At 32.0% G+C, this 11,885-nt stretch carries 12 protein-coding genes and 2 tRNA genes; 7 read left to right on the top strand and 7 right to left on the bottom strand.

Translation table 11 applies throughout. The features are described from left to right. Positions 1-23: 23 nt before the first annotated feature. The 4 genes from Q0945_RS01325 to Q0945_RS01310 all read left to right on the top strand — a co-directional run bounded on the left by Q0945_RS01325 (position 24) and on the right by Q0945_RS01310 (position 1,658). Positions 24-95: transfer RNA gene (locus tag Q0945_RS01325), tRNA-Glu, on the top strand. Positions 96-133: 38 nt separating this feature from the next. Further along, a tRNA-Glu gene (locus Q0945_RS01320) sits at positions 134-205 on the top strand. 47 nt (positions 206-252) lie between these two features. Beyond that, a complete protein-coding gene (rpsT, locus tag Q0945_RS01315) occupies positions 253-504 on the top strand; it encodes a 30S ribosomal protein S20 (protein WP_121068456.1) in 252 nt (83 codons plus the stop codon). Positions 505-674: 170 nt separating this feature from the next. Next, positions 675-1,658 (top strand): hypothetical protein, encoded by a 984-nt coding sequence (locus Q0945_RS01310; RefSeq protein ID WP_299429984.1) that lies wholly within the window; start codon positions 675-677, stop codon positions 1,656-1,658. A gap of 82 nt (positions 1,659-1,740) precedes the next feature. On the opposite strand, the gene rho is transcribed toward Q0945_RS01310, so the two are convergent. Then, positions 1,741-3,411 (bottom strand): transcription termination factor Rho, encoded by a 1,671-nt coding sequence (rho, locus tag Q0945_RS01305; RefSeq protein ID WP_299429983.1) that lies wholly within the window; start codon positions 3,409-3,411, stop codon positions 1,741-1,743. A gap of 203 nt (positions 3,412-3,614) precedes the next feature. On the opposite strand from rho, the gene Q0945_RS01300 reads away from it, so the two are divergent. Beyond that, complete coding sequence (locus Q0945_RS01300) at positions 3,615-4,025, top strand: DUF4293 domain-containing protein (RefSeq protein ID WP_299429981.1); 411 nt, start codon at positions 3,615-3,617, stop codon at positions 4,023-4,025. Between the two features lie 219 nt (positions 4,026-4,244). On the opposite strand, the gene Q0945_RS01295 is transcribed toward Q0945_RS01300, so the two are convergent. The 6 genes from Q0945_RS01295 to Q0945_RS01270 form a co-directional block, all read right to left on the bottom strand. Continuing rightward, positions 4,245-4,739, bottom strand: coding sequence for a VOC family protein (locus Q0945_RS01295; RefSeq protein ID WP_299429979.1), 495 nt, complete (start codon positions 4,737-4,739; stop codon positions 4,245-4,247). Between the two features lie 75 nt (positions 4,740-4,814). Further along, on the bottom strand, positions 4,815-5,630 hold the full coding sequence (locus tag Q0945_RS01290; RefSeq protein WP_299429976.1) for a helix-turn-helix domain-containing protein: 816 nt from the start codon (positions 5,628-5,630) through the stop codon (positions 4,815-4,817). 24 nt (positions 5,631-5,654) lie between these two features. Next, positions 5,655-6,155, bottom strand: a complete 501-nt coding sequence (locus Q0945_RS01285) for a hypothetical protein (protein ID WP_299429975.1) — start codon at positions 6,153-6,155, stop codon at positions 5,655-5,657. Positions 6,156-6,301: 146 nt separating this feature from the next. Further along, positions 6,302-6,829, bottom strand: coding sequence for a hypothetical protein (locus Q0945_RS01280; protein ID WP_299429973.1), 528 nt, complete (start codon positions 6,827-6,829; stop codon positions 6,302-6,304). A 234-nt stretch (positions 6,830-7,063) separates the two neighbouring features. Further along, a complete protein-coding gene (locus tag Q0945_RS01275; RefSeq protein WP_299429971.1) occupies positions 7,064-8,413 on the bottom strand; it encodes a HEPN domain-containing protein in 1,350 nt (449 codons plus the stop codon). A gap of 387 nt (positions 8,414-8,800) precedes the next feature. Then, positions 8,801-9,295, bottom strand: coding sequence for a metallophosphoesterase family protein (locus tag Q0945_RS01270; protein WP_299429969.1), 495 nt, complete (start codon positions 9,293-9,295; stop codon positions 8,801-8,803). Positions 9,296-9,374: 79 nt separating this feature from the next. Here Q0945_RS01270 and truA point away from each other — a divergent pair, with 79 nt between their 5' ends. Together truA and Q0945_RS01260 are read left to right on the top strand one after the other, a co-directional pair. Beyond that, positions 9,375-10,115, top strand: coding sequence for a tRNA pseudouridine(38-40) synthase TruA (truA, locus tag Q0945_RS01265; protein WP_299429967.1), 741 nt, complete (start codon positions 9,375-9,377; stop codon positions 10,113-10,115). Between the two features lies 1 nt (position 10,116). Then, positions 10,117-11,883, top strand: coding sequence for an ABC transporter ATP-binding protein (locus Q0945_RS01260; protein ID WP_299429965.1), 1,767 nt, complete (start codon positions 10,117-10,119; stop codon positions 11,881-11,883). The last annotated feature ends 2 nt before the right edge of the window (positions 11,884-11,885 follow it).

The raw sequence follows: 11,885 nt of genomic DNA, 5'->3' as shown, positions 1-11,885 counted from the left end.
GCATCCGCATTTACACAATGTATGGTCCGTTCGTCTAGGGGTTAGGACGCCAGGTTTTCATCCTGGTAACAGGGGTTCGATTCCCCTACGGACTACAAAAAGTTCTGAAATATTGAATTTTAAATGTCTTAACGGTCCGTTCGTCTAGGGGTTAGGACGCCAGGTTTTCATCCTGGTAACAGGGGTTCGATTCCCCTACGGACTACAAAATTGGGATAATATCCCTAACAACAACATAATAATAAAAATAAGATGGCAAATCACAAGTCAGCATTAAAGAGAATTAGAAGAAACGAAGCAGTACGTTTACGTAACAGATACCAGCACAAAACAATGCGTAATGCATTAAGAAAGTTACGTACACAAGAAACTAAGAAAGATGCTGAGGCACTTTTTCCTAGTGTTGTTAGTATGATAGATCGTTTAGCTAAGCGTAACATTATTCATTCTAATAAAGCAGCTAACTTAAAAAGTAAATTAGCAAAACACGTAGCGGCTTTATAATTTACTCTTTTTATAAGATGTAAGAGCTCTAACCATTGGTTAGGGCTTTTTTTGTTTTCTGCTTTTAAAATTATAAATGTATTATATAATACGATGCTTTTTAATCGTTAATGTAATAAGGCGTTTATTCTTTTATAGTAGGATGTATTCGCTAAACTCAAAATAGTTTTATGGCAACAATTAAATTACTACTTGTATCTATTGTCTTCCTAATGTTTTCATGTAGTGATGATTCTCAGGATACTAGTATACCTAAGGAAACAGATGTTACATTGCTTTATTCTAAGAATCCTAAGGGATATAATGAACTCTATAAATTGCATAAAGGGGAGGAAACACTTTTGTTAAGCGACTCAAATTATGATTTTTGGTGGCCTAAGGTAAGTCCAGATGCCTCTAAAATATTGGTGTATAGGTCTGTTGTGAATTCAGAGAAAAACCATGATGATTATTTAAATGCAGAATTATTGGTTATGAATATAGATGGGGCTAATTCGAAAGTATTACTTCCTAAAAACGCTAACGGGTGGAATGCACAAGGAGTTTGTAGGTGGAATAAGGATGGAACAAAAATTTTAATGTGTGCTGAGGTAGAAACAAATGTAGGTTTGCAATGGCGTTTAGTAGAAACTAATGCTTTAGGCAAAAATCCTAAAATTTTGTCTAACCATTGGGCTATAGATTGTAATTATTCTACAGATAATTCTACTGTTGTATTTATGGGTTTTGCTAATAATGAGCTTTCCTTTGATCTAACAAAATTAGAATTGCAAAAAGGAATTTATAATAAGGAAAGCAATACGGTAACTAATATAGTATCACTTACACAAAATAGTACTCGTGATCATGACCCAGATTTTTCTCCAGATAATACTAAAATAGTTTTTTCTGGAGGCAATGTAGAATATAGTAATGTAGATTTACTGTTGTATGATTTGGTAACAAAAAAAGAATCTGTTTTGTTAGATAATGCTAATTCAAATGGTGGTAGTATGTGTTGGTCTCCAGATGGTAAGTATGTATACTTTCATAGTTTGGAAGTTTTTAAAACGCCATTCCGTATTAAAAAAATTAATGTGGCTACTAAAGAGATGCAAACTGTTTTAGAAACTGCGGATAATAGTTATGGTTTTTATCATCCGGAAGCATATTAAAAATTATTAGAGAAAAGAAAAATCCCTAGTAGAAATTTCTACTAGGGATTTTATATATAAATTATTTTAAATTCTTAGACTATTATTGGTTCATAGTCATTAAGAACTCCTCATTGTTTTTAGTTTGTTTAAAACGTTGTTCTATAAACTCCATAGCTTCTACAGGGTTCATATCTGCTAAATATTTACGCATGATCCACATACGTTGTATAGTGTCTTTATCTAACAGTAAATCGTCTCTACGTGTACTAGAAGAAGTAAGGTCAATTGCAGGGAATATTCTACGGTTAGATATTTTACGATCTAATTGTAATTCCATGTTACCAGTACCTTTAAATTCTTCAAAGATAACTTCATCCATTTTAGACCCAGTTTCTGTAAGCGCAGTAGCAATTATAGAAAGAGAACCGCCACCTTCAATGTTACGAGCAGCACCAAAGAAACGTTTTGGTTTGTTTAATGCGTTAGCATCTACACCACCACTTAATACTTTACCAGAAGCTGGTTGTACCGTGTTGTATGCACGTGCTAACCTTGTTATAGAATCTAATAAAATAACAACATCATGGCCGCATTCTACTAAACGTTTTGCTTTTTCTAAAACTATATTGGCTATACGAACATGCTCTGAAGGTTCTTTGTCAAAAGTAGAAGCAACAACTTCTCCTTTTACATTACGTTGCATATCTGTAACTTCCTCAGGACGTTCATCTATTAATAATATAATTTGATAAACTTCTGGGTGATTTGCAGCAATACCATTTGCAATATCTTTGAGTAACATTGTTTTACCAGTTTTTGGCTGAGAAACAATCATACCTCTTTGTCCTTTACCAATAGGAGAGAACAAATCTATAATACGCGTAGATATAGAACTTTGGCGTTCTGCTAATCTAAATTTTTCTTGAGGGAATAATGGCGTTAAATGCTCAAAAGAAACACGGTCTCTTACAATTTGAGGGTCTATACCATTAATTTTGTTTACTTTAATTAAAGGAAAATATTTTTCTCCTTCTTTTGGAGGTCTTACGTTACCAAGAACGGTATCTCCAGTTTTTAAACCAAATAAACGAATTTGAGACTGTGACACATAAATATCATCGGGAGAAGATAAATAGTTATAATCAGAGGAACGTAAAAAACCGTACCCATCCTGCATTATATCTAAAACACCTTCACTAGCAATAATACTATCAAATTCAAACTCTGGTTCTTTGTACCTATTTTTTAGATCCTTGTCAAAGTTGTTATTTTTTTCGTGCTTGTTAGGACGATTTCTTTGTGTACTTTGATTTTTATGTTGTGGCGTTTTTTTCTGAAAATCTTTCTTGTCGCCATTGTTGTTTTGTACAGGTCTAGGTCTAGGTCTTGGCCTTTTTTCTTCTGTACTTTCCGTTTTAGTAGCTTCTGCTACTTTAGGAGTATTTGTTGTTTCATTACTAGGGGCGGCAGTTTTTGCTTCTGTGTCTTTAGCAGGTTCTACCACTTTTCTGGTAATTTTTGGTCTAGGTTTTCTTGCGGCAGGTTTTTCTTCTGTTGCCTCTGCTTTAGCTTTTGGCGCTGTAACGGCTTTAGCTTTTGGTTCTGTTTTTATAACCTCGGCAGCAGCTTTAGGGTTGGCAGCTTGCACATCAAGAATTTGGTAAACCAAATCTAATTTTTTCTGTGTTTTGTATTTAGGAACATTTAATCCTTTTGCAATCTCTTGAAGCTCAGGAAGCTTTTTTGATTTTAAATCTGAAATCTCAAACATTAATTGAATAATAAATTAGTATGTCTTTTTTATGACTATTTTAAAGAAGTGTTGATACTTGGAAAATTTATTAGGGAAAAGAATTCCCGAAAAAAGGTAAGTATTTTTTTATAACGTAACAATAATACAAATTATTTTTAAGAATACATGGTTATTTTTAAAAAAGACACCTATTTTTGCAAATAATAAAGGCAAATTACTGTATGATTCAGAGAATACAATCCGTTTATTTATTCGTTGTTATCTTATTAAGTGGTGTATTACCATTTATATTCCCTTTATGGAAAGATGCCAAAGGAGTAGAATTTTTTGCAAAACAAGACGTTCTAGTTGCAGTTGCATTTTATAGTATTGCAGCATTAGCGTTCATAGCCATTATGCTTTTTAAACAAAGAAAAAATCAATTTGTAGTAAACAGATTGAATATGATATTTAATATTTTTTTACTAGGATTTTTCGTTTATCGGTCACTAAATTTATCCGGAGAAACTTTGGTTTCTGAGAAGGGTATTGGGATGTTGATTCCTGTATTTTCTATCGTTTTTTTAGTTCTTGCCAATAGAGCTATAAAAAAGGATGAAGATCTTGTAAAATCTGTAGATCGTTTACGTTAAACCTTATATCTTAGTAGTATTAGTGCGTTAAACCCGGGGTTGTTCCCGGGTTTTTTAATTTCTTATTTTACCTTGGCTATAGGTAATTGCTAAAACACGCCACTACTTATAGCCAAGATTGATACCAATACAAAACCTAATAAACAGTTAATGGAATGGGAAGCATATTTTCTTTTTTGATGGTGTCATTTATAATTTAAACTAAGACCTAAGACAGGTTTAATTTGGAGAATGTAAACCAATTTTATTCCCTTCCGAGTCAAGAAATATTGCATAATACCCACTTTCGTCTGCGTGAAGTGATTTTGGAACCAATATTTTTCCGCCATTTTTTTCGACCTTGTCCAGAATTATTTGAAGATTATTACCTCCATTTAAATATATAGTTACACCATTGGCCGATGGGGTGTAGCCTTCCGCTTTCATAATAACCCCTGTAACCACTTGTCCTTCATAAGGGAATATTCCCATTTGCATTTCTGGGAATTCCATTTTTTCAATATTAATATCTAAAATTGCTTTGTAAAAGTTGATTGCTCTTGTAATTTCTGTAGCAGGAATTTCAAAAATGGAAATAAAACTTTTCATAGTATTTGTTTCTTGGGTTTTCTTTAAACTAATTTGCTGGTTAGTGTTATTTAATTTGTCTTGACTTTTACAGCTTAAAATGCTGAAAGAAATAATAGCAGTACTTAAAAGTATTGTCCTTCTCATATTTTGTAGTTAAAGTTTGTGGTACAAATATTACGTTTTGTTATAAATTAAAATTGTAAAAATGCGACACTTTGTTTATTTATAAAAGAGTGCTGAGAGCGTCATGTTTTCATTCTCTAAAAATTCTTTAGGGTTAACTCCTGTAAACTCTTTAAAGTCTTTTGTGAAATGAGATTGGTCAAAATAGTCACTTTGGTACGCTATTTTGGTAAGGTTGTCAGTCTTTTTGTTTAACAACATTTTTAAGGCGGTTTGTAGTCGTATTACTTTGCCTAATTGTTTTGGGCTAACACCAATTTGTTGTTTAAAATTTCTTTCGAGTTGTCTTCTTTTAGACAAGTCCTCTTTTAGAATTGTTTTTATAGATTCTGTTCCATTTGATGATAAAAGAGCATCAACCGTTTGTTTTACAATAGTATCTATAGTTGTTTTAGTATTTAGCTTTTTTAAAAGAAAGTTTTCTATAATCGAAATTCGTTGTTTGATATCTGTTGCATTAATTATTTTTTGTTCCAAATCTTTAGCAGTACTCTCTCCAAACAATAATTCTAAGGGTGTTTCTTTATTTGCCAAATTTTTAATGGGCATAGTAACAAAATTAGCAAAACCATAAGGGTAAAAACGAATAGCAAAAGTATTTACATATCCAGTGGGTTTAATATAAAAGGGTTCAATGGTTTGCCCAAGAACCATTGCGCGAGGTTGCAGTATAAATTCATCTTCAGAAGTGTATCGTTTAATATCGTCTCCAAGAATAAAAGCCATTTCAATACAGCCATCTGGAATAATCCGTTGTTTTTCTGGGTCTTTTTGTATAGGAACTTCCAAAGTCCAGTAACAACTTATAAGAGATTCTAAATCTGAGTGTGGTTTAAATGTTTGGTAGTTCATTGGTAGGATAAAAGTTTTTTATTCTTAATATCGTTCACTTTTTTTCAATGTCCAAACATTTAGAACTCTAGTTTTAAGGCTGTTTGTGGTGTTTGGCTCTACAATTTCCATTGCAACAATTGCCTTTAGGGCTATTTTGTACTTTTTGCTTTCTAATAAATAGCCATCCACATACACCTCCGTTTGTTTATCTAAACCAAAAAACTCATTTAGTTCCCATTGTGTTTTAGAGGTAAGTTTTTCTTTTAAATCTATAAATAATATTCCTAGTTCTGTTTGGTTATAATAGTCGGCAGTTTCTCTATTTGGTTTGTCTATTAAAACAGATAGTTGCTCCACTTTATCTTTTACTTCTTGTTCTGTGCTTCTTAAACCTTTTAATACAGATTCATTACCAATTACATTTTTGTTGAATATATAGCTTAGATTTTTAGTTTTTGCTTGTGGTAATTTAATATATGCGTCTTGTGAAAATACATTTAAGGAGACCAATAAAACGAATAAGAAGCTTGTAATTTTTTTCATTGTATAAAATATGTAAATATGTTTATATAAGAGTAGTATAAGAATAAAAGCACTTTTGTTTCCGTCTTTGTGCCTAGTTATAATTGTTTGTTTGCATTTTTGGTGTTAGTTTTTCCATTCAAATAAGAAGTCTATCTGTGCAACGGTTACGCTCTATTCCTATCTAAAAGCGTTTTTTTAGTTTGGTTCTGAGATGCTTTTAGTTCCTTTGTAAGCTTTCTTAGAGTCCGATAGTTTTCTGCATTATCTGGTAAAAAACCAAGGTTTTTTCTCTCAATATCCATTACGATATTGTTTTGATTTTTGTTTACCGTGAGTATTGAATCCATAAATTTTCGCTCTATTTGAACTTTTAAAGTGTTTTCTGTTTTCTCAAGAATTTTTATTTTCACAAATTGATTTTTAATCAATTTATTTATTTCATTCCAGTTTTCATTACTGTTCTCGACAATTATAGAATGTTTTGATTCCAAAAAGTCCACATACTCAATTTCGTCATACTTTTCATAATCGAATAGTTGCCAAAATACGATTCCGAACGAGCCCACAAATCCTGCAATTACGGGAAAAATCCAATGGTTCAGGTCAAATCCGTTTATGAGAGTCCAAAATCCAAATCCTATTGGGAAAAGTAAAATGGTTTTTAAAATAAATTTTGTTGTCTTGTTTTCCATTTTTTTTAAAATTAACGCTAATGGTTGGGCTAAGCGTAGTGCGGAGACAAGGAAACTTTTCGTTTGCGTCTGCGCACGAACCTAAAGCTTATTGTTTAGTTTTATTTTTTTCTGTCCAGAGGCTACCCCAACGCTTTGGGGTATAAGATTTAGCGACTTTATAAATATACATAATCCTTTAGATTTAATTCTAAAGCCCGCATTACGTTTACTTTTTGTTAGCTGCTGTACTTTTTAGCCTAAATTGTATTTAAGTCCGTCCTCAAAGTATTTAGAATCAATTCCAATATGATTTAATAAGCATGATATAATGATTGCTCTATTTTGCCTAGTTAATTCTGAAAGCTCTTTACCCTTGAGTGCTTTTTTCTTTTTCCTAATGTCGTAATGAGTATAGTAATTACGGTTTTCAGTTGTTATCCGAGCGAATTTATTAACTTTAGGTAAATTCTGTTTAATAAAATCATTTGAATGTTTTTGAACCAATTCTTCGATTCTAATTTTTAAATTAGGTTCGTTACCCATTAGTCGTTGTTTAAGCCAATTTAAGTCCTGCTCTTCAAGCTTTACTTGAGTTAGGATATTAGCAACTAGTTGTTCAAATTCATCTTTTGGTATTCGGTCATTATTAAAATGAATTCTATGATAACTTTCAAGAGCTCTTGTTGTATCTATAAATTTATCATTGGTAAACCTGTATTTGTCTTTAAAATGATTTAGAATTAAGAATATTACTTCCTCTGTATCCTCATAAAGATTATACCAATTTTTAATTATTTTTGGGAATTTGGTAGAGATATCCTCAAAACTAACGAGATGTTCAGCTTTATTTCTAAGCCTATGCTTTTTACTGTAACTACCGTGATTATAGAAGCATTTGATATACTTGTTTCTTTCTAAAGAAAAGGCGTTTCTTTTATATTCATCATCACTTAATACAATGCTTTGTGGGTAACTTTGTTCGAAAGTAACAAGAGTAAAAAAGCCAATTACTTTTGAAATATCACTCAATATTAATTCATAATGTTCACTGTTAGAATAATCCAGAGTTATATATGCCGCTTCTTTCAATTCTATGGAATTATATGGACCATTGGTTGTAATAGGTCCATCAAAAGAAATTTTACCTTCGCAATTTTCTCCTAATTTGAATTCAATTTTGGGTATTTCATTATATTCAATTCCATATGATTTTGATTGATTTTTTATATTAACCTCTAATCCAGTAAGGTTTAACCATTGGAATAAATTAAAAACTCTGAATATTACTTTTGAAAATTTTATTTCTGAAGATTCTATGAAATGATGACCTTCAAGTATTATTGAAGGAGTGTATTTTCCAATAATTATTCCATTATGACTTGTTTTCGTACTCCTGTACCAGCTGTTGATTAAGGTTATATCTCCATTAGTAGTTTTACCTAGAATAATTTTCTGTTCTTCACGGTCAAAAAAAGGTTGATTAAATGTTCCGAACAATTCTAAACTTGTTTCTTCTTCAATATCGAATTTAAGAGTGCCATTAATCCAATTTTCATCGTTCGGCAATTTCCATTCTCCTTTATGTTCAAAATTTGAGGTCATCTTAGTATTGCAGTTAACTTCCGTATAACAGAAGTTTTAATAGTTACTATTTAATATACTAGGGGAGCGCCTCAAAAATAAAAGAAGTTATAGTATAAACTACATTTGTTTGTAAGAAATTATTAACAGGTATTAAAGAAGTTATCTAGATAACGGTTTTGTGTACTAGCTGTAGCTGGTAGCATATTTTAAACATATGTGCTATTTTTTAGATAATACGTATCCTTGTATTGTAGTTTTAAAAAGTACCTTGTCAAAGTAAAATGTAAGTAATGGTTAATACACACAAAATAGAAAAGTATAAAATAAAAGCTTTGGTATATGCTACAATTTATTTGGTGTTAATTGCAGTAGTAAGCTTGGTATAATTTTGTGGTATTCTAAAATTTAACGCTTTCCTATTTCAATTACTTCTAAATCTTTTATTTGGTCCCCGTTAATAACAAACCTAAGCATGGTGCGCATTTGGTGAAAACCATGTTTGCCACAAGCACCAGGGTTCATATGTAGTACCCCAAGTTTTTTATCCATCATAACTTTTAAAATGTGAGAATGCCCAGAGATAAATATTTTAGGCGGGTTTTGCTTTATAATATCGCGTGTTCTTATGTTGTATTTAGGAGGGTACCCACCAATATGGGTCATGTACACATCTACCCCTTCGCACATAAAACGATTGTTTTCTGGAAACTCTTTTTGTAGTACATGGTCGTCTATATTACCATGAACAGCCCGTAGTGGTTTTATTTTCTTTAAAGCATCGGTAACTTCTAGGGAGCCAATATCTCCGGCATGCCAAATTTCATCGGCCTGTTTTGCGTATTTTAAAATGGTATCATCTATATGAGAATGTGTGTCTGAAAGAAGTAAAATTTTTGTCAAAGTATATGCTAATTTTTAAATACTGCAAAAATGGGTTATAAAAAGTATCTTTGTAGCTTCACAAAATTAGCCTATTCTTTTGAGATTTTTTATTCAATTTTCATACTTCGGGAAACAGTATCACGGATGGCAACGCCAACCAAATGCTATTACGGTACAAGAGGTGCTAGAAAAAGCAATGAGCACTATACTAAACCAAACCATAGTTTTAACAGGTGCTGGTAGAACAGATGCAGGGGTGCATGCAAAGCAAATGTATGCGCATTTTGATATGGCGTCTTTAGAAATTGAAAATTTAGAATATAAATTAAATTCCTATTTACCAGACGATATTGCTGTGCAAAAGATAGTAGCTGTACAGCACGATGCACATGCTAGGTTTAATGCTACTGCACGTACCTATGAATATTGGATTAGGCAAGAGAAAGACCCTTTTGCTAGTGATACGGCGCATTATATAAAACAGCCTTTAGATATTGCAGCAATGAATACTGCTGCTAAAATTTTACTTATGGAAGAAGATTTTGAGTGTTTTTCTAAAAGCAATACCGATGTGTATACCTATTTGTGTACTATAACCAGGGCAGTATGGACACAGAATAAAGAGAATTTGGTATTTACAATTACGGCAAATAGGTTTCTTAGAAATATGGTTAGAGCCATTGTTGGCACCCTTTTAGAGGTAGGAAAAGGTAAACTAACGGTTAAAGATGTTAATACTATTATAAAAAGTAAGGATAGGGCTAATGCTGGCGTTTCTGTACCTGCAAAAGGGTTATATTTGACCCAAGTTTTATACCCAAAAGCAATTGTAGAGTAGTATGGATAAAGATTCCGGAAAAGCATTTGACAAAAGCCTTTTTAATAGATTAATGAGCCACACCAAGCCATATAGGGTTACTTTTTATGGTGTTGCGCTTGCAGCAATATTAGTATCTGTTTTTGCTGTAATGACCCCTATGCTAGTAGGGCGTGTTATTAATGATGGAATAAAAGCAAAAGATGCAGATTTATTAGGAATTTATATACTTGCATTAGTAGGAGTGCTTATAGCGCAAGTAACTTGCCAACTACTGTTTAATTATTATGCTAACTGGTTAGGAGAATCTGTAATAAAAGATATTAGAGTAAACCTTTTTAAAAAGATGCTAGGCTTTAAAATGAAGTATTTTGATACTTCTTCTTTAGGGGTTTTAGTAACGCGCGCCGTAGCAGATATGCAGCGTATTGGAGAAATTTTTAGCCAAGGTTTTTTTGTTATTGTGGCCGATTTATTAAAGATGCTAGCAGCCGCAGTAGTTATGCTATACCTTAACTGGAAATTGGCACTTATTGTTTTTGCTTTAATGCCTATAATATTATATGCAACACGTATTTTTCAGAAAGCAATGAAAGTAGCTTTTAATGAGGTAAGAACACAGGTTTCTAATTTAAACTCTTTTGTACAGGAGCGTATTACGGGAATGAAAATTGTTCAGCTTTTTACTCGAGAGAAAATAGAGAGTGCTAAGTTTAGAGACATAAATGAAAAGCATAAAAATGCATGGTTAAAAACGGTTTGGTATAACTCTATCTTTTTTCCTATTGCAGAAATTGTTTCTTCTATAGCAATAGGTCTTGTAGTTTGGTTTGGAATTTTACAAAATGTAGTACATATAGGAGCAAATGAGGTTGGAGATGTTTTTGCTTTTTTCTTTCTAATTGATTTGTTATTTAGACCATTACGCCAAATTGCAGATAAATTTAACACCCTACAAATGGGAATGGTTGCTGCAAATAGAGTGTTTAAAATATTAGATACAGATAGTACTATTGCTAATACCGGTACTATTGAAAAGGAAGATGTTAAGGGCGACATTTCTTTTAAAAATGTACATTTTAGTTATGTAGAAGAGGAAGAGGTATTACACGGTATTTCTTTTGATGTAAAAGCAGGAGAAACAGTTGCTATTGTTGGTGCTACAGGCGCAGGAAAATCTACCATAATTAATTTATTAAATAGATTTTATGAGATTAATTCTGGAGCAATTTTAATAGACGGTATAGATATTAAAGACTTTAATTTACCTTCTTTAAGAGCAAAAATAGCAGTAGTATTACAAGATGTTTTCCTTTTTGCAGATACCATAGAGAATAATATTTCTTTAAAAGAAAAATTGGTTACGATAGACAAAATACAAGCAGCTGCCAAAGAAATAGGAGTGCATGATTTTGTTACCAGTTTGCCTGGTGGTTATAGTTATGATGTAAAGGAGCGTGGTGCAATGCTATCTAGCGGACAAAGACAATTAATAGCTTTTTTAAGGGCTTATGTAAGTAATCCTAGTATTTTAATTTTAGATGAAGCAACGTCTTCTGTAGACACCTACTCGGAGCAATTAATACAAAGCGCTACAGAAAAAATTACCGAAGGTAGAACCTCAATTATTATAGCACACCGTTTAGCAACTATAAAACAAGCGGATAAAATTATTGTAATGGAGGCTGGTAAAATTGTAGAGACTGGTACGCATAAAGAGTTACTAAATGCAAATGGATATTATAGTAATTTGTACGAAGCGCAATTTTTATCGGAAGAAGTGGCGTAGTT

This window comes from uncultured Maribacter sp., assembly GCF_947500405.1.
In the GTDB taxonomy this organism is placed as follows: Bacteria; Bacteroidota; Bacteroidia; order Flavobacteriales; family Flavobacteriaceae; genus Maribacter_B.
This window is presented reverse-complemented; position numbering and strand designations above follow the sequence as displayed.

Excerpts from the sequence above, each read along its gene's own strand:
- rho (WP_299429983.1), bottom strand. The coding sequence starts at position 3,411 with ATGTTTGAGATTTCAGATTTAAAATCAAAAAAGCTTCCTGAGCTTCAA.
- Q0945_RS01260 (WP_299429965.1), top strand. The coding sequence starts at position 10,117 with ATGGATAAAGATTCCGGAAAAGCATTTGACAAAAGCCTTTTTAATAGA.
- rpsT (WP_121068456.1), top strand. The coding sequence starts at position 253 with ATGGCAAATCACAAGTCAGCATTAAAGAGAATTAGAAGAAACGAAGCA.
- Q0945_RS01300 (WP_299429981.1), top strand. The coding sequence starts at position 3,615 with ATGATTCAGAGAATACAATCCGTTTATTTATTCGTTGTTATCTTATTA.
- Q0945_RS01275 (WP_299429971.1), bottom strand. The coding sequence starts at position 8,413 with ATGACCTCAAATTTTGAACATAAAGGAGAATGGAAATTGCCGAACGAT.
- Q0945_RS01290 (WP_299429976.1), bottom strand. The coding sequence starts at position 5,630 with ATGAACTACCAAACATTTAAACCACACTCAGATTTAGAATCTCTTATA.
- Q0945_RS01295 (WP_299429979.1), bottom strand. The coding sequence starts at position 4,739 with ATGAGAAGGACAATACTTTTAAGTACTGCTATTATTTCTTTCAGCATT.
- Q0945_RS01280 (WP_299429973.1), bottom strand. The coding sequence starts at position 6,829 with ATGGAAAACAAGACAACAAAATTTATTTTAAAAACCATTTTACTTTTC.
- Q0945_RS01285 (WP_299429975.1), bottom strand. The coding sequence starts at position 6,155 with ATGAAAAAAATTACAAGCTTCTTATTCGTTTTATTGGTCTCCTTAAAT.
- Q0945_RS01310 (WP_299429984.1), top strand. The coding sequence starts at position 675 with ATGGCAACAATTAAATTACTACTTGTATCTATTGTCTTCCTAATGTTT.